The organism is Escherichia sp. R1 (genome assembly GCF_003000935.1).
In the GTDB taxonomy this organism is placed as follows: Bacteria; Pseudomonadota; Gammaproteobacteria; order Enterobacterales; family Enterobacteriaceae; genus Escherichia; species Escherichia coli.
Window position 1 is genome coordinate 18,206 of sequence record NZ_PSRU01000017.1, and the last position, 23,241, is coordinate 41,446.

Annotated in this window: 17 protein-coding genes and 1 pseudogene; 14 read left to right on the plus strand and 4 right to left on the minus strand. The window is 50.4% G+C overall.

Annotated features, from left to right (window positions below; all coding sequences use genetic code 11):
• Positions 1 to 273: 273 nt before the first annotated feature.
• From C4F37_RS19270 to C4F37_RS19295, 6 genes are read left to right on the plus strand one after another with little or no spacing between them, the layout of a single operon-like run.
• Entirely contained in the window at positions 274 to 1,128 is an 855-nt protein-coding gene (locus tag C4F37_RS19270) for a tagatose bisphosphate family class II aldolase (protein ID WP_000275540.1), read from the plus strand.
• Positions 1,129 to 1,163: 35 nt separating this feature from the next.
• Positions 1,164 to 2,054: a substrate-binding domain-containing protein gene (locus tag C4F37_RS19275; RefSeq protein ID WP_001298583.1), complete on the plus strand. Its 891-nt coding sequence runs from the start codon at positions 1,164 to 1,166 to the stop codon at positions 2,052 to 2,054.
• Between the two features lie 60 nt (positions 2,055 to 2,114).
• Complete coding sequence (locus tag C4F37_RS19280) at positions 2,115 to 3,614, plus strand: sugar ABC transporter ATP-binding protein (RefSeq protein ID WP_001774052.1); 1,500 nt, start codon at positions 2,115 to 2,117, stop codon at positions 3,612 to 3,614.
• A complete protein-coding gene (locus C4F37_RS19285) occupies positions 3,615 to 4,604 on the plus strand; it encodes an ABC transporter permease (RefSeq protein ID WP_000137052.1) in 990 nt (329 codons plus the stop codon).
• Between the two features lie 21 nt (positions 4,605 to 4,625).
• Complete coding sequence (locus tag C4F37_RS19290; protein WP_001539863.1) at positions 4,626 to 5,588, plus strand: sugar kinase; 963 nt, start codon at positions 4,626 to 4,628, stop codon at positions 5,586 to 5,588.
• Positions 5,585 to 6,631: an aldose 1-epimerase family protein gene (locus C4F37_RS19295; RefSeq protein ID WP_001539861.1), complete on the plus strand. Its 1,047-nt coding sequence runs from the start codon at positions 5,585 to 5,587 to the stop codon at positions 6,629 to 6,631. Before C4F37_RS19290 ends, C4F37_RS19295 begins: the two co-directional genes overlap by 4 nt.
• A gap of 91 nt (positions 6,632 to 6,722) precedes the next feature.
• On the opposite strand, the gene accC is transcribed toward C4F37_RS19295, so the two are convergent.
• From accC to acuI, 4 genes and pseudogenes are all read right to left on the minus strand, one after another.
• Positions 6,723 to 8,072: an acetyl-CoA carboxylase biotin carboxylase subunit gene (gene accC, locus C4F37_RS19300; protein WP_000884639.1), complete on the minus strand. Its 1,350-nt coding sequence runs from the start codon at positions 8,070 to 8,072 to the stop codon at positions 6,723 to 6,725.
• Between the two features lie 10 nt (positions 8,073 to 8,082).
• On the minus strand, positions 8,083 to 8,553 hold the full coding sequence (gene accB / locus C4F37_RS19305; RefSeq protein ID WP_000354622.1) for an acetyl-CoA carboxylase biotin carboxyl carrier protein: 471 nt from the start codon (positions 8,551 to 8,553) through the stop codon (positions 8,083 to 8,085).
• Between the two features lie 404 nt (positions 8,554 to 8,957).
• Positions 8,958 to 9,345, minus strand: a pseudogene (locus C4F37_RS27925) (sulfoxide reductase heme-binding subunit YedZ); the annotation flags it as partial.
• A gap of 185 nt (positions 9,346 to 9,530) precedes the next feature.
• Complete coding sequence (acuI, locus tag C4F37_RS19320; RefSeq protein ID WP_001148472.1) at positions 9,531 to 10,505, minus strand: acrylyl-CoA reductase (NADPH); 975 nt, start codon at positions 10,503 to 10,505, stop codon at positions 9,531 to 9,533.
• Between the two features lie 151 nt (positions 10,506 to 10,656).
• Between acuI and csrD the strand changes: the two genes are divergently transcribed.
• The 8 genes from csrD (at position 10,657) to tldD (ending at position 23,132) form a co-directional block, all read left to right on the plus strand.
• Entirely contained in the window at positions 10,657 to 12,597 is a 1,941-nt protein-coding gene (csrD, locus tag C4F37_RS19325; RefSeq protein ID WP_001539859.1) for an RNase E specificity factor CsrD, read from the plus strand.
• Between the two features lie 304 nt (positions 12,598 to 12,901).
• Complete coding sequence (gene mreB / locus C4F37_RS19340) at positions 12,902 to 13,945, plus strand: rod shape-determining protein MreB (protein WP_000913396.1); 1,044 nt, start codon at positions 12,902 to 12,904, stop codon at positions 13,943 to 13,945.
• A 65-nt stretch (positions 13,946 to 14,010) separates the two neighbouring features.
• Positions 14,011 to 15,111, plus strand: a complete 1,101-nt coding sequence (mreC, locus tag C4F37_RS19345; protein ID WP_001774051.1) for a rod shape-determining protein MreC — start codon at positions 14,011 to 14,013, stop codon at positions 15,109 to 15,111.
• A 2-nt stretch (positions 15,112 to 15,113) separates the two neighbouring features.
• Entirely contained in the window at positions 15,114 to 15,602 is a 489-nt protein-coding gene (mreD, locus tag C4F37_RS19350; RefSeq protein WP_000179409.1) for a rod shape-determining protein MreD, read from the plus strand.
• 8 nt (positions 15,603 to 15,610) lie between these two features.
• Positions 15,611 to 16,204, plus strand: coding sequence for a nucleoside triphosphate pyrophosphatase YhdE (gene yhdE / locus C4F37_RS19355; RefSeq protein WP_001539853.1), 594 nt, complete (start codon positions 15,611 to 15,613; stop codon positions 16,202 to 16,204).
• Entirely contained in the window at positions 16,194 to 17,663 is a 1,470-nt protein-coding gene (gene rng, locus C4F37_RS19360; protein WP_000123197.1) for a ribonuclease G, read from the plus strand. The genes yhdE and rng overlap by 11 nt, the downstream gene beginning before the upstream one ends.
• A 67-nt stretch (positions 17,664 to 17,730) precedes the next feature.
• Positions 17,731 to 21,531, plus strand: a complete 3,801-nt coding sequence (gene yhdP, locus C4F37_RS19365; protein ID WP_001539851.1) for an AsmA2 domain-containing protein YhdP — start codon at positions 17,731 to 17,733, stop codon at positions 21,529 to 21,531.
• Between the two features lie 155 nt (positions 21,532 to 21,686).
• Complete coding sequence (tldD, locus tag C4F37_RS19370; protein ID WP_000055909.1) at positions 21,687 to 23,132, plus strand: metalloprotease TldD; 1,446 nt, start codon at positions 21,687 to 21,689, stop codon at positions 23,130 to 23,132.
• Positions 23,133 to 23,241 lie beyond the last annotated feature (109 nt).

Consider the following 23,241-nt stretch of genomic DNA (forward strand, 5'->3'; position numbering starts at 1 on the left):
CAATTCGAAAAGAAAATCATGGGTCAAAAATTGCAACGAAAATAGCTTAATACATTGAAAAATAAATGAATATATTCATATTTATGCAGGGTTTTCATTGGTTTCACTTGCAAAGTGAAAAATAAATTAAGTTATTTTTTGTAAGTTATTTTGATGATGTTCGACATGCATCACGCTTTTTGCTGCTTTTGCTGTGCTAGTTTGCTTTCAAAATGAAAGTGAAGATTCTCTTTCTTCATTTTGTAAGGCGAACGACAAATAACAGGAGCTGCGATGTATATTATTTCAAGCAAAAACATGCTGAAAAAAGCCCAGTCAGAGGGATATGCCGTCCCTGCTTTCAATATTCATAACCTTGAAACTTTACAGGTAGTTGTTGAGAGCGCTGCACAACTTCGCTCTCCCGTTATGCTGGCGGGAACACCCGGTACATATCGTTATGGTGGCGTGGGAAGTTTAATTTCGTTAGTACAATCGCTGGCTCGCGAGTACAACCTGCCGTTAGTCCTGCATCTCGACCATCATGAAGAGAGTGATGACATTTTTAACAAGGTTCGCGCAGGGATCCGTTCTGTCATGATTGATGGCTCCCATTTGCCATTTGAAGACAACATTGCGCGAGTGCAAGAAGTTACCACCTTTTGCCATCGCTTTGATGTTAGCGTTGAGGCCGAGCTAGGGCGTCTTGGCGGCCAGGAGGACGATCTGCGGGTGGATGAAAAAGATTCCGCTTATACCTCACCAGCCGCAGCTGCAGAGTTTGTTCAACGTACCCAAATTGACTCCCTGGCGGTAGCAATCGGCACAGCACATGGTTTATATGCGCATGAACCACGACTGGATTTTGTGCGGCTGGAACAGATTCGTCAGCGAGTGGAGATTCCGCTGGTGTTGCATGGTGCTTCGGGCTTATCGGAACAGGACGTTCAGCACTGTATTCGTCGCGGTATTTGTAAAGTGAATGTCGCGACAGAATTGAAAATTGCGTTTGCCGATGCGTTAAAAGGATATTTCTACAACAATCCTGCGGCAAATGATCCACGTCACTATATGCAGCCCGCAAAGGCCGCCATGAAAGAAGTCGTAACTCGTATTATTGGCGTCTGTGGTAGTGAAGGAAAAATTTAAGACGTTGTACCCTACAAAAATAATGAGGATTGTTTATGAAAAATATTAAATTACTTGGTTCAGCTATGTTGGTGAGCCTGGCATTGTTCTCGCAAAGTTCGTTGGCAAAAGAGTATAAAATTGGTGCGTCATTATTAACACAACAACATCCTTTCTATATTGATCTTGCGAATGCCATGAAAGAAGAGGCAAAAAAAGACAATGTCAATTTAAGTGTCTCTATTGCCAATCAGGATTTAAACAAACAACTTTCTGATGTTGAGGATTTTATTACTAAAAAAGTGGATGCCATTATTATCTCTCCGGTTGATTCGAAAGGCGTCCAGGCAGCGATAATTAAAGCCGATAAGGCCGGTATTCCCGTTATCACCGTTGACGTCGCTGCGGAAGGCGTTCCGGTCGTATCGCATGTTGCGACCGATAACTATGCGGGAGGCGTTGAAGCAGGCAAGTTAATGGGTAAACTTTTGCATGGTAAAGGTACTGTAGCCATTATTTCTTATCCGGCACTACAATCGGTGGTTGCGCGCGTTGATGGTTTTAAGAAAGGGTTAAGCGATACACCGGATATTAAAATTGTTGCTGAACAGCCTGGTATTACGCGGGCTGAAGCGTTAACGACTGCGCAAAACATTATGCAGGCAAACGCCAACCTGAATGGTCTGTTTGGCTTTGGTGATGATGCGGCGCTGGCAGCGGTTATCGCAGCAAAATCTGCGCATAACGACAACATCAAAATCATTGGTTTTGACGGCATGAAAGAAGCGCGTGATGCCGTTGACAGTGAAAAAACGTTTGCGGCCGTGATTCGGCAATATCCCGATCAAATGGGGGCTAAAGCCATTGATGCCGCTGTTGATCACCTCAATGGTAAACCGGTAGAAAAAATGATCCCGGTACAACCCGGCGTTTATACAGGTAAATAGTAAATATCTTCACCTCACAACAAAACGTTATTGGCGTTTTGTTGTGACACCGAGGTCATTATGACGGATGTTATTCTTGATGTTTCGCATATTGCGAAGACATTTGGTCATGTTCAGGCATTAAAAGATCTTACACTCTCTTTACGTAAAGGGCGGGTGCATACTTTATTAGGCGAGAATGGTGCCGGTAAATCGACATTAATGAAAATACTGGCCGGTGTTTATCCGCCAACCCAGGGAACGATAACACTACGTGGTGAAACCATCACCATTAATAATCCGCAGCATTCTCGCCAGTTAGGGATTGCGATTATTTTTCAGGAACTGAGCCTGAGTAATAATATGACCGTGGCGGAAAATATTTATGCCAATAATGAACCGCGACGTTTTGGCATCATTAACGATAAAAAAATGCTCGCAGATTGCCAGAACCTTCTCGCGGAACTGGGCATCCCACTAGACCCTCTGGAAATGGTCGGCAATATGTCGATGGCACATAGGCAACTGGTAGAAATTGCCAAAGCCTTAAGCTATGCAGCGGATGTCGTGATTATGGATGAACCGACATCCTCGCTAAGTGATAATGAAGCGGAGATTCTGTTTAACATTATTGAAAAATTAAAGCAGCGAGGCTGTGCGGTTATTTATATCTCTCATCGCATGGATGAAATTATGCGGATTTCAGATGATATTTCGGTGATCCGCGACGGTGAGTATATCGCTACGCATGAAAAGAAAAACAGTGATATCCAGCACTTGATTGCCCAAATGGTTGGTCGGGAAATGAAAAATATTTGGCCAGCACGTCTTGGGGAAAAAACGGATGAAAATGTTCCTGCAAAACTGGAAGTAAAAAATCTTTCCCATCCTTCGCTTTTTAAAGAGGTCAGTTTCGCTGTGCGTCCGGGGGAAGTCCTCGGATTTTTTGGCCTGGTGGGGGCCGGGCGTTCCGATGTGATGAAGGCGCTATTTGGCCTCGTTTCGTATCACGGGACTGTGTTGATTGATGGTAAGGAAGTCAGGATCGCTAATCCCAAACAGGCTATTGATCATGGCATTGCTTTTGTGACCGAAAACCGCAAGGAAGAAGGGTTAGTGCTGATGCACGACGTCAATATGAACACGCACCATGTGGCGTTTCAATATAACGCTTCGCGGATGGGACTCATCAATCACCGACAAGAAGAGGCGAAGACGCTGCAATCAATTGCCAGAATGAACACTAAAGTGAGTTCTGTGCATCAGGCAGTGGGAGCACTGAGCGGCGGTAATCAACAGAAAATCGTGTTATCGAAGTGGCTGGAGAAAACTCCGCGTATTTTATTGCTCGATGAGCCAACGCGTGGAGTGGATGTCGGCGCAAAATTTGAAATCTATAACGTGATACGTCAACTGGCTGCGGCAGGGACAGCAATTATTCTGGTGTCCTCTGAACTGCCAGAAGTCATGGCACTTAGCGATCGTCTGGTGGTAATGCGTAATAAAACGATTGCCGATATTTATTCATGTGAAAATTTAACGCAGACACAGGTAATGACCGCTGCAACAGGAGTACGTTAAATGACAGAGAAAACTCTTGCCAGTCCGAAACCTTCGGAAATTCCCATTGCAAATAATTTTAAAAAAGTCTTCAGGCAATATGGTGGTATCCTCAGTGGAATGGTGGTGTTAATCATTCTGTTCAGTTTTATTAATGACAGTTTTTTTACCGCCAATAACATTACTAATATTATTCTTCAGGTTTCGATAATTGCAATTACCGCCTATGGAATGACTTATGTGCTTTTGCTTGGCGATATTGATTTATCGGTCGGTTCAACCATTGCATTGATTGGCACATTTGCTGCGCTTGGGGCTTCATGGGGAATTCCATTTGTTTTATTGGTCCCATTATCCATTATTGCAGCACTGGCTCTGGGGATGATAAATGGTGGCTTGACGGCTATAGCGGGGATCCCTTCGTTTATTGTCACCGTTGCTACTATGGGGATCTTCCGTGGTATCGCTTATATAGTGACCGATGGTATGCCCATCATGATTAAAGATGATGCTTTTCTGGCGCTGGGGAATGGAGAATTTCTCTATATACCTATTCCTATATGGATATTAATCATCTTATTGCTGATAAACCACTTCATTCTTACTAAAACAACCTTTGGACGAAAAATTTATATCACTGGTGGTAATAAAGAAGCAGCAATTTATTCAGGGATAAATGTCACCCGCTTGAAAATTAAAGTCTTTATGATTACAGCCGTGCTGGCAGGTATCAGCGGGATGATCCTTGCCTCACGCCTCTATTCCGGGCAACCGAATTCCGCGTTGAGCTACGAACTGGATGCTATTGCCGCAGCTGTACTGGGAGGCACCAGCCTGAACGGCGGCTATGGAACCGTGGTGGGGACGGTGATCGGCGCATTAACCATCGGCGTTATTAATAATGGCATGAACTTAATGAATGTTCCTTATTTTTACCAGATGGTGGTTAAAGGATTAGTCATTCTTGTAGCCGTTTATTTTGACGTAAGAAATAAAAGAAAACGCAGCTAATCATTTCAAGGAATTAATCATATGAGTAAGGTCTTCACAATTGGAGAAATTCTGGTTGAAATTATGGCGAGTAAAATCGGCCAGCCATTTGATCAACCAGGTATCTGGAACGGCCCTTATCCCAGTGGTGCGCCCGCTATTTTTATCGACCAGGTGACACGTCTTGGCGTTCCGTGCGGCATCATTAGTTGTGTGGGGAATGATGGCTTTGGTGATATTAATATACATCGTCTGGCTGCTGACGGTGTGGATATCAGGGGGATTTCAGTCTTACCTCTGGAAGCTACCGGGAGTGCCTTTGTTACTTATCATAACTCTGGCGATCGTGATTTTATTTTTAATATCAAGAATGCCGCTTGCGGTAAATTATCGGCGCAGCATGTTGATGAAAATATTCTGAAGGACTGTACCCATTTTCATATTATGGGTTCATCCCTGTTTTCATTCCATATGGTAGACGCAGTAAAGAAAGCGGTAACCATTGTAAAAGAGAATGGTGGCGTTATTTCTTTTGACCCTAATATTCGGAAAGAGATGCTCGATATTCCAGAAATGCGTGACGCCCTCCACTTTGTTCTTGAGTTAACGGATATCTATATGCCCAGTGAGGGAGAAGTGTTGCTCTTGTCGCCACACTCGACGCCGGAGCGTGCAATCGCTGGTTTTCTTGAAGAAGGTGTTAAAGAGGTGATTGTGAAGCGCGGCAATCAAGGAGCCAGTTACTACTCCGCGAATGAGCAGTTTCATGTTGAGAGCTATCCGGTGGAAGAAGTTGACCCGACCGGTGCGGGAGACTGTTTTGGTGGCGCATGGATTGCCTGCCGCCAGCTAGGGTTTGACGCCCATCGGGCATTACAATATGCCAACGCCTGCGGTGCACTGGCGGTAACCCGACGTGGCCCAATGGAGGGAACGTCTCGCCTTGCGGAAATCGAAACGTTCATCCAGCGCCATGACATGTCCATTCGGGAAGCAGCACAATGAAAAACGAAATTTGGTCGTGGATTGGCGATCTCTCGCAGGTTGCCGGAATTAAACACTATGAGTTACGTAGTGGCAGAGCAAAGGGTACAGAAGCGTTTGATGTCCGTACTGGTGCGGGACTGGCATTTACGGTGGTAAAAGATCGCGCGCTGGATATTGCATGGGCCAGCTACAAGGACACTGCGCTCTCTTTTATCACCCCCAACGGTGTTGTCGCCCCCGCTTTTTTTGAGTCTCAGGGCAACGGGTTTTTACGTAGCTTTTACGCGGGGTTACTGACTACCTGCGGACTTAGCTACATTGGCACGCCCTGTGAGGATGAAGGAGAAACGCTGGGGTTACACGGGCGTTTGGCTGCGACTCCAGCAGAAGAGGTGGGGTATCGCACAGAACGGACCGACGACAACATTGAATTTGTCATCAATGGCAAAGTACGGGAAACACGATTGTTCGGTGAAAATCTGACGCTGGAAAGGACCATTCGCTGCCGTTATGGCGAAAATGTAATGCGCATTGAAGACAAGGTGACTAATCATGGTTTCACCCGCCAGCCGCTGCAAATTCTTTATCACTTTAATTACGGCTGGCCTTTATTATCGCCACAGGCAGAAATCTTGCTGTCGGCTAAAAGCATAACGCCACGAACTCTGCATGCGGCGGAAGGGTTAACCAGTCATCTGGAGATTTGTACCCCACAGCCCGGTTTTGACGAGCAGGTTTACTATCTCACGTTGAATAGCGACAGTCAGGGGATGAGTAAAGTTGCGCTGGTGAACGCCGAACTGGGGTGGGGAATTTACGAGAAATTCGACACCATGCAGCTACCCAACTTTATCCAGTGGAAAAATTTAGGCGCGGGTGAATATGTTATGGGACTGGAGGTCAGTAATAGTTTTCCTGACGGTCGTGATAAAGAACGAGCGCAGGGGCGTCTGCCCTTTATTGAGCCAGGGGAAACAAAGAAATACTGCTTTGAGCTGGGAATTGTTGATGGCGATGCTGAAATTAGCGCGTTGAAAGCGGAAATTGCAGGCTACCGTTAGTTAACGGCAATAAAAACGCCGGGTAGCATTAACAGGCCCGGCGTTGATTACGTTCTTTGCTAAGCGCGATGAAAACACCGCGCGTCACAAATTATTTTTCCTGAAGACCGAGTTTTTTCTCCAGATAGTGGATGTTAGTGCCACCATGCTGGAAGTTCTCGTCATTCATGATGCGGATCTGCAGATCAACGTTGGTTTTGATACCGTCGATGATCAGCTCCTGCAGCGCATTCTTCATGCGAGCAATCGCCACGTCACGGTTTTCACCGTAGCAAATCAGCTTACCGATCATTGAGTCATAGTACGGCGGTACGGTGTAGCCCGCGTAGATATGAGACTCCCAACGTACGCCAAAACCACCAGGTGCGTGGAAACGGGTGATTTTGCCCGGACTTGGCAGGAAGGTGTTCGGATCTTCGGCGTTGATACGGCATTCCACCGCATGGCCGCGAACGTGAACTTCTTCTTGCTTGATCGACAGCGGTTGACCGGCAGCGATACGCAGCTGTTCTTTGATCAGGTCAACGCCGGTGATCATTTCAGTAACCGGGTGTTCTACCTGAATACGGGTGTTCATTTCGATGAAATAGAACTCGCCGTTTTCGAACAGGAACTCGAAAGTACCTGCACCGCGATAGCCGATATCAACACACGCTTTAGCGCAACGTTCGCCGATGTAGCGACGCAGTTCCGGGGTAATGCCCGGAGCCGGTGCTTCTTCGACCACTTTCTGGTGGCGGCGCTGCATGGAGCAGTCACGTTCCGCCAGATAGATAGCGTTGCCCTGACCGTCAGCCAGTACCTGAATCTCGACGTGGCGAGGATTTTCCAGGTATTTCTCCATGTAAACCATATCGTTGCTGAAAGCAGCTTTCGCTTCCGCACGGGTCATGGAGATGGATTGTGCCAGTTCAGCGTCGCCGCGCACTACGCGCATACCGCGACCGCCGCCGCCGCCGGAGGCTTTGATAATTACCGGATAACCAATGCGTTTAGCAATGGCGCGGTTTTTATCCATATCGTCGCCCAGCGGGCCGTCAGAACCCGGTACGCAAGGAACGCCTGCTTTTTTCATCGCCGCGATTGCGGATACTTTGTCGCCCATCAGGCGAATGGTTTCTGCTTTCGGGCCGATGAAGATAAAGCCGGAGCGTTCAACCTGCTCGGCAAAATTGGCGTTCTCGGAGAGGAAGCCGTAACCCGGATGGATTGCTACTGCGCCGGTGATTTCAGCGGCGCTGATGATTGCCGGGATGTTCAGATAACTTTTTACTGACGGAGCAGGGCCGATACAGACCGTTTCATCTGCCAGTAATACGTGTTTTAGATCGCGATCCGCACTGGAGTGCACAGCGACAGTCTTGATGCCCAGTTCTTTACAGGCACGAAGAATACGCAATGCAATCTCGCCGCGGTTGGCAATAACAATTTTATCCAGCATGTTCGCCTCGTTACTCGATGACGACCAGCGGCTCGTCAAATTCTACCGGTTGTCCACTTTCGACCAGAATTGCTTTCACGGTACCGGATTTGTCCGCTTCGATCTGGTTCATCATTTTCATGGCTTCAACGATGCACAGGGTATCGCCCACGTTGACTTTCTGACCCACTTCGATGAACGCTTTTGCGTCCGGGCTTGGGGTGCGGTAGAAAGTACCAACCATCGGGGAACGTACGATGTGACCACTGATTTCCGCTGCTGCTGGCGCTTCCATGGAAGGAACGGTCGCCGGAGCGGCTGCGTTAGATTGAGCTGGTTGCTGCATCATAGGTGCAGCGTAAGCTTGTTGCATCACAGGGAAACTTGCGGCAGGAGCTGCACGGCTAATGCGTACTGACTCTTCGCCTTCAGAAATTTCCAGTTCGGAGATGCCTGATTCTTCAACCAGCTCGATCAGTTTTTTAATCTTACGAATATCCATGAGTGGGTTCCGTACTCTTTGTTTAGTGTGATTGTGACAGGCGTTTCACCGCCGTCTGTAAAGCGTATGCCCCGACAGCTGTATGCATAGCGATAAATTCCAGCAGGCCGGGACGCCGGTCTATTTTGCCCCAGAGTGTCAATGTTAGACTTGACGGACATTGTGCAGCGATCTGCTGCTATCCTCCGGCAAAAAACAAAATATACCTTCGTTGCGCCAATGTCACCTTTTCCGCAGCGCAAAAACTGCGTCAGGGAGGACGAGGTCGCACATTATAACGATTTCGTAGCAATTGGCAGCTAAATACTGGTCTTATCAGGGAAGATAATCAACAGCTAACATGTAAATAACCTTCAACACCGTGTAATTTGCAACAAGCCGCACAATTCACGAAATTAGCGCCATCATCGACGGAACTTCTTATAACGTAAGGTGAAAAGCTGTAAAGCCAGCCCTGCGAAGATGGGGGGCTGCAATGAGATAATCTTCACAGACCACAAATAATGTAGGGATGCCAGGATCGCGACAAGATAGACGACATTACGCAGCGGTTGCTGGGGATTGCCCAATTTTCACTGCATCGTCCGGAAAGATGTGAATGCTAAAGCACGCAAAATTAACCGACTGACAATGTTCCGCATTCAATAGGTTTAAGTGGTTAATTTGCAATCAAATAAAATCAGATTATTCCCCCCATGGTACCAGAAATCAGTAACAGATTAAGCGTAGCGTCGCCAAGGCAAAACACCATAAACCTAACAGGCGACGGAGGCGTATCAATAATGGCTGTTTGGTGGAGCATCAATGCGCATCAATTTATGGTCAGTCGAAATCATGACTTTCCAGTTTGGATGATGTTGTACAACTTCATGACCAAGATGTTCGACGAAAGCTGTCCGGCTAACCGCTTTTCCCGTTAACCGATTGAATAATGATTTCAAAATGAGTTCCCTCTCTTATTATTCCCTGCTAAATGGTTAGTTAACCTTCACCAGCGTGCGACCCTGGATCTGGTTATTAATGATGGCCTCGGCAAACTTCGGTGCCTCTGCCAGAGATATCTCTTTTGCCGCCTGGGTATAGAATGATTCCGGTAAATCGGCGACCAGTCGCTGCCAGGCTTGTGCGCGGCGTGCTGGTGGCGTCATTACTGAATCCACCCCTTGCAAACGGACATTACGCAGAATAAATGGCATGACCGTGGTTGGCAGAGTAAAACCACCCGCCAGACCACAGGCCGCCACGCAGCCGCCGTAATTCATTTGCGCCAGCACTTTTGCCAGCACTTTGTCGCCAACGGTGTCAATTGCCCCAGCCCAGACTTGTTTTTCCAGAGGACGGGATTCAGCAAACTCATCGCGAGGAAGAATACGGCTGGCACCTAAACTTTTCAGATATTCATGGGTACTTTCGCGACCGGAAACAGCAACGACCTGATAACCCAACTTATGCAGCAGCGCCACGGCGGTACTGCCGACGCCACCACTGGCACCCGTCACGACAATCTCCCCATCCTGCGGGCGAACACCGGCATCTTCCAGCGCCATCACACACAGCATGGCGGTAAAACCGGCAGTACCGATAATCATTGCTTTACGCGCGTCCAGCCCTTGCGGCATGGCAACCAGCCAGTCACCTTTCACTCGCGCCTGTTCCGCCAGCCCACCCCAGTGGTTTTCACCAACGCCCCAGCCAGTGAGTAACACCTCCTGACCGGCATGAAAACGCGGATCTTCGCTGGTGCGTACAGTTCCGGCAAAATCGATCCCAGGAATCATCGGAAAATTACGGATGATTTTTCCCTTACCGGTAATCGCCAGCGCATCTTTGTAGTTCAGGCTCGACCAGTGAACATCAACCGTGACATCGCCTTCCGGCAGGCGACTTTCGTCCAGAGTCTGTACTGATGCGAGAGTTTTGCCGTCCTGCTGTTCTAAAAGTAACGCCTGCATAAGTGGTCCTCATGTGCATGATGGATTGGAAAATAATTTCTGAAGACTATACTCGCTAATGGAAAAGCAAAGCCGATGAAGCGCAATAAATTGCGAGATAAATCTGATTTGCTAGTATGCCCGCTTCCTCACTATCGGAGTTAACACAAGGATGAGATTAACGACGAAATTTTCGGCCTTTGTCACGCTGCTCACCGGGTTAACAATTTTTGTGACTTTGCTGGGCTGTTCGCTAAGTTTCTACAACGCCATTCAGTATAAGTTTAGTCATCGTGTTCAGGCGGTGGCGACGGCGATTGATACCTACCTTGTGTCGAATGACTTCAGCACATTAAGGCCACAAATTACCGAATTAATGATGTCGGCAGATATCGTTCGTGTAGACCTGCTCCATGGTGATAAGCAGGTTTATACCCTGGCCAGAAATGGTAGTTATCGTCCGGTTGGCACCAACGATCTGTTTCGTGAACTGAGCGTTCCGTTGATAAAGCATCCGGGGATGTCGCTGCGTCTGGTTTATCAGGATCCGATGGGCAACTATTTCCATTCTTTAATGACTACCGCGCCGCTCACGGGGGCGATTGGCTTTATCATTCTTATGCTCTTCCTGGCGGTACGCTGGTTACAACGGCAACTTGCCGGGCAAGAATTGCTGGAAACCCGGGCTACTCGTATCTTAAACGGTGAGCGTGGCTCTAATGTGTTGGGAACCATCTATGAATGGCCGCCCAGAACCAGCAGTGCGCTGGATACGCTGCTTTGTGAAATTCAGAACGCACGCGAACAACACAGCCGTCTTGATACGCTGATCCGCTCTTATGCCGCCCAGGACATGAAAACCGGCCTCAATAACCGACTCTTTTTCGATAATCAGTTAGCAACGTTACTGGAAGATCAAGAGAAAGTAGGTACCCACGGGATCGTGATGATGATTCGTCTGCCGGATTTCAATATGTTGAGTGATACCTGGGGGCACAGCCAGGTTGAAGAACAGTTCTTCTCTCTGACGAATCTGCTATCGACATTTATGATGCGCTACCCTGGCGCACTGCTGGCGCGTTACCACCGCAGTGATTTTGCTGCGCTGTTACCGCACCGGACGTTAAAAGAGGCAGAGAGCATCGCCAGTCAGTTAATCAAAGCCGTCGATACCTTGCCGAACAATAAAATGCTCGATCGCGACGATATGATCCACATTGGTATCTGTGCCTGGCGTAGTGGTCAGGATACCGAGCAGGTAATGGAACATGCAGAGTCTGCCACGCGTAATGCGGGATTGCAGGGCGGCAATAGCTGGGCTATTTACGATGACTCGTTGCCTGAAAAAGGACGCGGTAATGTTCGCTGGCGTACGCTTATCGAGCAAATGCTCAGTCGCGGCGGCCCGCGCCTTTATCAAAAACCGGCGGTTACTCGCGAAGGCCGGGTTCATCATCGTGAACTCATGTGCCGCATCTTCGATGGTAATGAAGAGGTTAGCTCGGCAGAGTATATGCCGATGGTCTTGCAGTTTGGTTTATCGGAAGAGTATGACCGCCTGCAAATCAGCCGTCTTATTCCACTATTGCGTTACTGGCCAGAGGAAAATCTGGCGATTCAGGTTACCGTTGAGTCGCTGATTCGCCCGCGTTTTCAGCGTTGGCTGCGCGATACGTTAATGCAATGTGAAAAATCGCAACGAAGACGCATAATTATTGAACTTGCAGAGGCCGATGTTGGTCAACATATCAGTCGCTTACAACCTGTTATTCGTTTAGTGAATGCTTTAGGGGTACGGGTAGCCGTCAACCAGGCTGGTTTGACGCTGGTAAGCACCAGTTGGATCAAAGAACTTAATGTTGAGTTACTCAAGCTCCATCCGGGGCTGGTCAGAAACATTGAGAAGCGAACGGAGAACCAGCTGCTGGTTCAAAGCCTGGTGGAAGCCTGCTCCGGGACCAGCACCCAGGTTTACGCCACCGGCGTACGTTCGCGAAGCGAGTGGCAGACCCTGATTCAGCGCGGTGTTACAGGTGGGCAAGGGGATTTTTTCGCGTCCTCACAGCCACTTGATACTAACGTGAAAAAATATTCACAAAGATACTCGGTTTAACCTGCCGTTTAATCCGTTTTCACGTAGAATAACGCGCGCTGCGTCTCATGGGAGTGTGCTTGTCTGCTCGCCAGATTGTTGCAGCACATATGCAGATGAATGACCTTACGCGGTTGCAAACAGGCGAGGAATGCTGCTGATGCATTAAGCCTTTCTGGACTCAGGCAGAGATTTGTAACAAAGGAAACGAACTGCACTAATTTTCACCGTAGCAGATGATTTTTGCGCCTTGTCGCTGCTGCGTGTGGTTGGTAAAGTAAGCGGATTTTCTTTTCCGCCCCAGCTTTCAGGATTATCCCTTAGTATGTTGAAAAAATTTCGTGGCATGTTTTCCAATGACTTGTCCATTGACCTGGGTACTGCGAATACCCTCATTTATGTAAAAGGACAAGGCATCGTATTGAATGAGCCTTCCGTGGTGGCCATTCGTCAGGATCGTGCCGGTTCACCGAAAAGCGTAGCTGCAGTAGGTCATGACGCGAAGCAGATGCTGGGCCGTACGCCGGGCAATATTGCTGCCATTCGCCCAATGAAAGACGGCGTTATCGCCGACTTCTTCGTGACTGAAAAAATGCTCCAGCACTTCATCAAACAAGTGCACAGCAACAGCTTTATGCGTCCAAGCCCGCGCGTTCTGGTTTGTGTGCCGGTTGGCGCGACCCAGGTTGAACGCCGCGCAATTCGTGAATCCGCGCAGGGCGCTGGTGCCCGTGAAGTCTTCCTGATTGAAGAACCGATGGCTGCCGCAATTGGTGCTGGCCTGCCGGTTTCTGAAGCGACCGGTTCTATGGTGGTTGATATCGGTGGTGGTACCACTGAAGTTGCTGTTATCTCCTTGAACGGCGTGGTTTACTCCTCTTCCGTGCGCATTGGTGGTGACCGTTTCGACGAAGCTATCATCAACTATGTACGTCGTAATTACGGTTCTCTGATCGGTGAAGCCACCGCAGAACGTATCAAGCACGAAATCGGTTCGGCTTACCCGGGCGATGAAGTCCGTGAAATCGAAGTTCGTGGCCGTAACCTTGCAGAAGGTGTTCCACGCGGTTTTACCCTGAACTCCAACGAAATCCTCGAAGCACTGCAGGAACCGCTGACCGGTATTGTGAGCGCGGTAATGGTTGCACTGGAACAGTGCCCGCCGGAACTGGCTTCCGATATCTCCGAGCGCGGCATGGTGCTCACCGGTGGTGGCGCACTGCTGCGTAACCTTGACCGTTTGTTAATGGAAGAAACCGGCATTCCAGTCGTTGTTGCTGAAGACCCGCTGACCTGTGTGGCGCGCGGTGGCGGCAAAGCGCTGGAAATGATCGACATGCACGGCGGCGACCTGTTCAGCGAAGAGTAATCGGATGCAGGCAGGGGAAGTGTCTGTTTACCCTGCCTGGTCTGATACGAGAATACGCATAACTTATGAAGCCAATTTTTAGCCGTGGCCCGTCGCTACAGATTCGCCTTATTCTGGCGGTGCTGGTGGCGCTCGGCATTATTATTGCCGACAGCCGCCTGGGGACGTTCAGTCAAATCCGTACTTATATGGATACCGCCGTCAGTCCTTTCTACTTTGTTTCCAATGCTCCTCGTGAATTGCTGGATGGCGTATCGCAGACGCTGGCCTCGCGTGACCAACTAGAACTTGAAAACCGGGCGTTACGTCAGGAACTGTTGCTGAAAAACAGTGAACTGCTGATGCTTGGACAATACAAACAGGAGAACGCGCGTCTGCGCGAGCTACTGGGTTCCCCGCTGCGTCAGGATGAGCAGAAAATGGTGACTCAGGTTATCTCCACGGTTAACGATCCTTATAGCGATCAAGTTGTTATCGATAAAGGTAGCGTTAATGGCGTTTATGAAGGCCAGCCGGTTATCAGCGACAAAGGTGTTGTTGGTCAGGTGGTGGCCGTCGCTAAACTGACCAGCCGCGTGCTGCTGATTTGTGATGCGACCCACGCGCTGCCAATCCAGGTGCTGCGCAACGATATCCGCGTAATTGCAGCCGGTAACGGTTGTACGGATGATTTGCAGCTTGAGCATCTGCCAGCGAATACGGATATTCGTGTTGGTGATGTGCTGGTGACTTCCGGTCTGGGCGGTCGTTTCCCGGAAGGCTATCCGGTCGCGGTTGTCTCTTCCGTAAAACTCGATACCCAGCGCGCTTATACTGTGATTCAGGCGCGTCCGACTGCAGGACTGCAACGTTTGCGTTATCTGCTGCTGCTGTGGGGCGCGGATCGTAACGGCGCTAACCCGATGACGCCGGAAAAGGTGCATCGTGTTGCTAATGAACGTTTGATGCAGATGATGCCGCAGGTATTGCCTTCGCCAGACGCGATGGGGCCAAAGTTACCTGAACCGGCAACGGGGATCACTCAGCCGACTCCGCAGCAACCGGCGACAGGAAATGCAGTTACTGCGCCTGCTGCGCCCACACAGCCCGCAGCTAATCGCTCTCCACAAAGGGCTACGCCGCCGCAAAGTGGTGCTCAACCGCCTGCGCGTGCGCCGGGAGGATAATAGTGGCGAGCTATCGTAGCCAGGGACGCTGGGTAATCTGGCTCTCTTTCCTCATTGCGCTGTTGCTGCAAATCATGCCCTGGCCGGATAATCTGATTGTTTTCCGGCCAAACTGGGTGTTACTCATCTTGTTGTATTGGATCCTGGCCTTGCCCCATCGCGTAAATGTGGGCACAGGTTTTGTGATGGGTGCCATACTGGATCTGATCAGCGGCTCGACGCTTGGCGTACGCGTATTGGCGATGAGCATCATTGCTTACCTGGTGGCGCTGAAATACCAGCTTTTCCGCAACCTCGCATTATGGCAGCAGGCGCTGGTCGTCATGTTGCTTTCGCTGGTGGTGGATATTATTGTTTTCTGGGCAGAGTTTTTAGTGATTAACGTCTCTTTCAGACCGGAAGTGTTCTGGAGTAGTGTAGTCAATGGGGTGCTCTGGCCGTGGATTTTCTTGCTGATGCGTAAAGTCCGTCAGCAGTTTGCAGTGCAATAAAGGTTTCTATGACTTCTCTGTATTTAGCTTCCGGTTCTCCGCGTCGTCAGGAGTTACTTGCGCAACTTGGCGTGACCTTTGAACGTATTGTTACGGGCATTGAGGAGCAGCGTCAGCCGCAGGAGAGCGCGCAGCAGTATGTTGTGCGTCTGGCGCGCGAGAAAGCACAGGCGGGTGTCGCGCAAACGGAGCAGGATCTCCCGGTGCTGGGTGCGGATACTATCGTTATCCTGAACGGAGAAGTGCTCGAGAAACCGCGCGACGCAGAGCATGCGGCGCAGATGTTGCGCAAATTATCGGGTCAGACCCATCAGGTGATGACGGCAGTGGCGTTGGCTGACAGCCAGCACATTCTCGATTGCCTGGTGGTCACCGATGTGACTTTCAGAACGTTAACAGACGAAGACATCGCGGGCTATGTCGCCAGCGGCGAACCGTTAGATAAAGCAGGTGCATACGGTATTCAGGGGCTGGGTGGCTGTTTTGTCAGGAAGATAAATGGCAGCTTTCACGCCGTAGTCGGCTTACCGCTGGTTGAAACGTATGAATTATTAAGTAATTTTAACGCACTGCGTGAGAAAAGGGATAAACATGACGGCTGAATTGTTGGTAAACGTAACGCCTTCGGAAACTCGAGTGGCGTATATTGATGGCGGTATTCTGCAGGAAATTCATATTGAACGTGAGGCGCGACGCGGAATAGTAGGCAATATCTACAAGGGTCGTGTAAGTCGTGTACTTCCGGGTATGCAGGCGGCTTTTGTAGATATTGGGCTGGATAAAGCCGCGTTTCTTCATGCATCTGACATCATGCCGCACACTGAATGTGTGGCGGGTGAAGAACAAAAGCAATTCACGGTGCGCGACATCTCGGAACTGGTCCGTCAGGGGCAAGATCTGATGGTGCAGGTGGTGAAAGATCCGCTTGGCACTAAAGGTGCGCGCCTGACCACCGATATCACGCTGCCTTCTCGCTATCTGGTGTTTATGCCAGGGGCTTCTCACGTTGGGGTATCCCAACGAATTGAAAGCGAATCAGAACGTGAACGCCTGAAAAAAGTGGTCGCAGAGTATTGCGACGAGCAGGGCGGGTTTATCATCCGTACTGCAGCGGAAGGGGTTGGCGAGGCTGAACTGGCCTCCGATGCCGCTTATCTGAAACGCGTCTGGACCAAAGTTATGGAGCGTAAAAAACGCCCGCAGACCCGTTATCAGCTGTACGGAGAACTGGCGCTGGCGCAGCGTGTTCTGCGTGATTTCGCCGACGCCGAACTCGACCGCATTCGCGTTGACTCACGCCTGACTTACGAAGCATTGCTGGAGTTTACCTCGGAGTACATTCCCGAGATGACCAGCAAGCTGGAGCATTACACCGGACGCCAGCCGATTTTCGATCTCTTTGATGTCGAAAACGAAATTCAGCGAGCGCTGGAACGCAAAGTAGAACTGAAATCCGGTGGTTATCTGATTATCGACCAGACCGAAGCGATGACCACCGTGGACATCAATACCGGAGCGTTTGTCGGTCATCGCAATCTGGACGACACCATTTTCAATACCAATATTGAAGCGACGCAGGCTATCGCTCGCCAGTTACGGTTGCGCAATCTGGGCGGGATTATCATTATTGATTTCATCGATATGAATAATGAAGATCACCGTCGCCGCGTGCTGCACTCGCTGGAGCAGGCGCTGAGCAAAGATCGGGTGAAAACCAGCGTTAATGGTTTTTCGGCGCTGGGGCTGGTGGAGATGACGCGTAAACGCACCCGCGAAAGCATTGAGCACGTACTGTGTAACGAATGCCCAACCTGCCACGGTCGCGGAACGGTGAAAACCGTGGAAACGGTATGCTATGAAATCATGCGCGAGATTGTTCGTGTCCACCATGCTTACGACTCCGACCGTTTCCTGGTCTATGCTTCTCCGGCAGTAGCCGAAGCCTTGAAAGGCGAAGAGTCACACTCGCTGGCGGAAGTGGAAATTTTCGTTGGCAAACAGGTTAAAGTACAAATTGAACCGCTCTATAACCAGGAGCAGTTTGACGTCGTAATGATGTAAACAGATGCTGGGCCGCCATCCGGCAAAGGGTTTTTGAGTCACATTTTTAGCAGACAAGGAGTGACGGGTGAGGCGATTGCCGGGGATTTTACTGCTTACTGGAGCCGCGCTCGTTGTGATCGCTGCCCTGCTGGTTAGCGGCCTGCGTATTGCTTTACCGCATCTTGACGCCTGGCGTCCGGAAATCCTCAACAAAATAGAATCCGCGACTGGCATGCCGGTAGAAGCCAGTCAGCTCTCAGCCAGCTGGCAGAATTTTGGTCCGACGCTTGAAGCGCACGACATCCGTGCAGAACTAAAAGATGGCGGCGAATTTTCGGTTAAACGCGTTACTCTTGCGCTGGATGTCTGGCAGAGCCTGTTACATATGCGCTGGCAGTTTCGCGACCTCACTTTCTGGCAGCTGCGCTTTCGCACCAACACTCCTATCACCAGCGGCGGTGGTAATGATAGCCTGGAAGCCAGTCACATCAGCGATCTGTTTCTTCGTCAATTTGACCATTTCGATCTCCGCGACAGTGAAGTCAGTTTCCTGACGCCATCCGGTCAGCGCGCCGAGCTGGCGATCCCACAGCTCACCTGGCTGAACGATCCACGTCGACACCGTGCGGAAGGCCTGGTAAGCCTCTCCAGCCTTACCGGACAGCACGGCGTGATGCAGGTGCGTATGGATTTGCGCGATGATGAGGGGTTGTTAAGCAATGGTCGCGTCTGGCTCCAGGCGGATGACATCGACCTGAAGCCGTGGCTCGGTAAATGGATGCAGGACAATATTGCGCTGGAAACGGCACAGTTCTCCCTTGAAGGCTGGATGACGATCGACAAAGGCGATGTAACCGGCGGTGACGTCTGGCTGAAACAGGGCGGTGCCAGCTGGTTGGGCGAGAAGGAAACACATACGCTGTCGGTGGATAATCTGACTGCGCATATTACGCGTGAAAATCCGGGATGGCAGTTCTCTATTCCCGATACACGGATCACGATGGACGGCAAACCCTGGCCGAGCGGAGCATTGACGCTGGCCTGGATACCGGAACAGGACGTTGGCGGCAAAGACAATAAACGCAGTGACGAACTCCGGATTCGCGCCAGTAATCTGGAGCTGGCAGGCCTGGAGGGCGTACGCCCGCTGGTCGCGAAACTTTCACCTGCACTGGGTGATGTTTGGCGCTCCACACAACCGAGCGGCAAGATTAACACTCTGGCGCTGGATATCCCGCTTCTGGCGGCAGACAAGACCCGTTTTCAGGCATCGTGGAGCGATCTGGCCTGGAAGCAATGGAAATTATTACCGGGTGCGGAACACTTCTCCGGGACGCTTTCCGGCAGCGTAGAAAATGGTTTGCTTACTGCGTCGATGAAGCAGGCAAAGATGCCTTACGAAACGGTATTCCGTGCGCCACTGGAAATCGCCGACGGCCAGGCAACGATAAGCTGGCTGAACAATGACAAAGGTTTCCAGCTGGATGGGCGTAATATTGACGTTAAAGCCAAAGCCGTCCATGCGCGCGGCGGTTTTCGTTACCTGCAACCTGCTAACGATGAACCCTGGCTGGGTATTCTGGCTGGCATCAGTACCGATGATGGTTCACAAGCCTGGCGCTATTTCCCGGAAAACTTGATGGGTAAAGACCTGGTTGATTACTTAAGTGGCGCGATTCAGGGCGGTGAAGCGGATAACGCGACGCTGGTTTATGGTGGCAATCCGCAACTCTTCCCCTATAAACACAACGAAGGTCAGTTTGAAGTGCTGGTGCCGCTGCGCAACGCGAAGTTTGCCTTCCAGCCGGACTGGCCTGCATTAACTAACCTTGATATTGAACTGGACTTTATTAACGACGGTTTATGGATGAAAACCGATGGCGTTAATCTGGGCGGCGTGCGCGCGAGTAATCTCACCGCAGTGATCCCTGACTACTCAAAAGAAAAACTGCTGATTGACGCTGACATTAAAGGTCCGGGTAAAGCCGTTGGCCCTTACTTTGATGAGACACCGCTGAAAGATTCCCTGGGTGCGACCCTGCAAGAACTCAAGCTCGACGGCGATGTGAATGCTCGCTTACATCTTGATATCCCGCTGAACGGCGAGTTGGTAACCGCGAAAGGGGAAGTGACGCTGCGTAATAACAGTCTGTTTATCAAGCCACTCGACAGCACCCTGAAAAATTTGAGCGGTAAATTCAGCTTTATCAATGGCGATCTGCAAAGTGAACCACTGACAGCAAGCTGGTTTAATCAGCCGTTGAACGTGGATTTTTCCACCAAAGAAGGGGCAAAAGCCTACCAGGTCGCGGTGAATCTCAACGGTAACTGGCAACCAGCGAAAATCGGCTTTCTGCCTGCAGCGGTGAACGAAGCATTAAGTGGCAGCGTGGCGTGGGATGGTAAAGTGGGCATTGAGCTGCCTTATCATGCTGGCGCGACGTATAACGTAGAGCTGAACGGCGATTTGAAGAATGTGAGCAGTCACTTACCTTCACCGTTAGCCAAACCTGCGGGTGAACCACTACCGGTAAACGTTAAGGTTGATGGCAATCTCAACAGCTTTGAATTAACCGGACAGGCTGGTGCGGATAACCATTTCAATAGCCGCTGGTTGCTCGGTCAAAAGCTGACGCTCGATCGTGCTATTTGGGCGGCAGACAGTAAAACGCTCCCGCCGTTGCCGGAACAAAGTGGCGTTGAACTCAATATGCCGCCGATGAATGGTGCCGAGTGGCTGGCCCTGTTCCAGAAAGGCGCGGCGGAGAGTGTCGGTGGTGCAGCGAGTTTCCCACAACACATAACGTTACGTACGCCTATGTTGTCGCTGGGAAATCAGCAATGGAATAACCTGAGTATTGTTTCGCAACCGACGGCAAATGGCACCCTGGTTGAGGCGCAAGGGCGTGAAATCAACGCCACGCTGGCGATGCGTAATAACGCACCGTGGCTGGCGAATATCAAATATCTTTATTACAACCCAAGCGTGGCGAAAACTCGTGGTGATTCAACACAGTCATCACCTTTCCCGACAACGGAACGCATTAACTTCCGTGGCTGGCCAGACGCACAAATACGATGCGCAGAGTGCTGGTTCTGGGGGCAAAAATTCGGTCGTATTGACAGTGATATCACCATTTCTGGCGATACGTTAACGCTGACTAATGGACTGATTGATACTGGTTTTTCGCGGCTCACTGCCGATGGTGAATGGGTTAACAATCCGGGGAATGAACGTACCTCGCTGAAAGGAAAACTGCGCGGGCAGAAAATTGATGCCGCCGCAGAATTTTTTGGTGTCACGACGCCCGTACGCCAGTCGTCATTTAATGTGGATTACGATTTACACTGGCGCAAAGCACCCTGGCAGCCAGATGAGGCGACGTTGAATGGCATCATTCATACTCAACTGGGTAAAGGCGAAATTACCGAAATCAATACCGGACATGCCGGGCAATTGCTGCGCTTATTGAGCGTAGATGCCCTGATGCGTAAGCTGCGTTTTGATTTCAGAGACACTTTTGGCGAAGGGTTCTATTTTGACTCCATTCGCAGCACCGCGTGGATTAAAGACGGCGTTATGCACACCGACGACACGCTGGTGGATGGCCTGGAAGCGGACATCGCTATGAAAGGGTCGGTAAATCTGGTACGTCGCGACCTGAATATGGAAGCGGTTGTCGCACCAGAGATTTCTGCGACGGTGGGTGTGGCTGCGGCCTTTGCGGTTAACCCCATTGTTGGCGCGGCAGTGTTTGCCGCCAGTAAAGTGCTGGGTCCGCTGTGGAGCAAAGTCTCCATTTTGCGCTATCACATTTCGGGTCCGCTGGACGATCCGCAAATCAACGAAGTGTTGCGACAACCGCGTAAAGAAAAAGCGCAATGATTTGACGAGGGCGCGTAATTGCCCCAATCTCATATGATAATCGTTGCCAAAGGCCAACGAGCCAGAACATAACCGTAGGCCGGACAGGGCGTTCACGCCGCATCCGGCAGCCGTAAAAAATCCTCTACTGCAGTAACTAACGAGTAGCAAAAACGATGAGTCTGAACCTGGTAAGTGAACAATTGCTAGCGGCGAACGGCCTGAAACATCAGGACTTGTTCGCGATCCTCGGTCAACTGGCCGAACGTCGCCTTGATTATGGCGATCTCTATTTTCAGTCGAGCTATCACGAATCCTGGGTTTTAGAAGACCGTATTATTAAAGATGGTTCTTACAACATCGATCAGGGCGTTGGCGTGCGTGCAATCAGTGGTGAAAAAACCGGATTTGCTTATGCTGACCAAATCAGCCTGCTGGCGCTGGAACAGAGTGCACAAGCGGCGCGCACCATCGTCCGTGATAGTGGTGATGGCAAAGTACAGACGCTGGGCGCGGTAGAGCATAGCCCGTTATATACCTCGGTAGATCCGCTGCAAAGCATGAGCCGTGAAGAGAAGTTGGATATTCTGCGTCGCGTCGATAAGGTTGCCCGCGAAGCGGACAAGCGCGTACAGGAAGTGACTGCCAGCCTCAGTGGTGTCTATGAATTAATTCTGGTTGCGGCCACCGACGGCACACTAGCGGCGGATGTCCGTCCGCTGGTGCGTCTTTCCGTGAGCGTTTTGGTCGAAGAAGATGGCAAACGCGAACGCGGTGCCAGTGGTGGCGGCGGTCGTTTTGGTTATGAGTTCTTCCTTGCTGATCTCGACGGCGAAGTCCGTGCGGATGCGTGGGCAAAAGAAGCAGTGCGTATGGCGCTGGTCAATCTTTCTGCCGTTGCTGCACCAGCGGGCACCATGCCGGTAGTACTTGGCGCAGGTTGGCCGGGCGTGCTGTTGCATGAAGCGGTGGGTCACGGTCTGGAAGGCGACTTCAACCGCCGTGGCACTTCAGTATTTAGTGGACAGGTCGGGGAGTTGGTGGCTTCAGAACTGTGTACCGTGGTTGATGATGGCACGATGGTCGATCGCCGTGGTTCGGTGGCGATTGATGACGAAGGTACGCCAGGCCAGTACAACGTGCTGATTGAGAACGGCATTCTGAAAGGCTACATGCAGGATAAACTCAACGCGCGTTTGATGGGGATGACGCCGACTGGCAACGGTCGCCGTGAATCCTACGCTCATCTGCCCATGCCGCGTATGACCAACACCTATATGCTGCCGGGTAAATCGACCCCGCAGGAAATTATTGAATCCGTTGAGTACGGTATCTATGCACCGAACTTTGGTGGCGGCCAGGTGGATATCACCTCCGGCAAATTCGTTTTCTCCACCTCAGAAGCGTATCTTATTGAAAACGGTAAAGTAACTAAGCCGGTGAAAGGCGCAACGTTGATTGGTTCCGGTATCGAAACCATGCAGCAGATTTCGATGGTTGGCAACGACCTGAAACTGGATAACGGCGTGGGTGTCTGCGGTAAAGAAGGGCAAAGTTTGCCGGTTGGCGTGGGCCAGCCAACGCTGAAAGTTGATAACCTGACTGTTGGCGGTACTGCGTAATAATTTCAGTATTTTCAGAAGGATAATTAATCCTTCTCCGTGTACGAACGGTCCCCTCGCCCTTCTGGGGTTAGGGTGAGGGGAACCCGTTGGCACAGGTTTGTACAAC

Excerpts from the sequence above, each read along its gene's own strand:
- C4F37_RS19270 (WP_000275540.1), top strand. The coding sequence starts at position 274 with ATGTATATTATTTCAAGCAAAAACATGCTGAAAAAAGCCCAGTCAGAG.
- C4F37_RS19275 (WP_001298583.1), top strand. The coding sequence starts at position 1,164 with ATGAAAAATATTAAATTACTTGGTTCAGCTATGTTGGTGAGCCTGGCA.
- C4F37_RS19280 (WP_001774052.1), top strand. The coding sequence starts at position 2,115 with ATGACGGATGTTATTCTTGATGTTTCGCATATTGCGAAGACATTTGGT.
- C4F37_RS19285 (WP_000137052.1), top strand. The coding sequence starts at position 3,615 with ATGACAGAGAAAACTCTTGCCAGTCCGAAACCTTCGGAAATTCCCATT.
- C4F37_RS19290 (WP_001539863.1), top strand. The coding sequence starts at position 4,626 with ATGAGTAAGGTCTTCACAATTGGAGAAATTCTGGTTGAAATTATGGCG.
- C4F37_RS19295 (WP_001539861.1), top strand. The coding sequence starts at position 5,585 with ATGAAAAACGAAATTTGGTCGTGGATTGGCGATCTCTCGCAGGTTGCC.
- accC (WP_000884639.1), bottom strand. The coding sequence starts at position 8,072 with ATGCTGGATAAAATTGTTATTGCCAACCGCGGCGAGATTGCATTGCGT.
- accB (WP_000354622.1), bottom strand. The coding sequence starts at position 8,553 with ATGGATATTCGTAAGATTAAAAAACTGATCGAGCTGGTTGAAGAATCA.
- acuI (WP_001148472.1), bottom strand. The coding sequence starts at position 10,505 with ATGCAGGCGTTACTTTTAGAACAGCAGGACGGCAAAACTCTCGCATCA.
- csrD (WP_001539859.1), top strand. The coding sequence starts at position 10,657 with ATGAGATTAACGACGAAATTTTCGGCCTTTGTCACGCTGCTCACCGGG.
- mreB (WP_000913396.1), top strand. The coding sequence starts at position 12,902 with ATGTTGAAAAAATTTCGTGGCATGTTTTCCAATGACTTGTCCATTGAC.
- mreC (WP_001774051.1), top strand. The coding sequence starts at position 14,011 with ATGAAGCCAATTTTTAGCCGTGGCCCGTCGCTACAGATTCGCCTTATT.
- yhdE (WP_001539853.1), top strand. The coding sequence starts at position 15,611 with ATGACTTCTCTGTATTTAGCTTCCGGTTCTCCGCGTCGTCAGGAGTTA.
- rng (WP_000123197.1), top strand. The coding sequence starts at position 16,194 with ATGACGGCTGAATTGTTGGTAAACGTAACGCCTTCGGAAACTCGAGTG.
- tldD (WP_000055909.1), top strand. The coding sequence starts at position 21,687 with ATGAGTCTGAACCTGGTAAGTGAACAATTGCTAGCGGCGAACGGCCTG.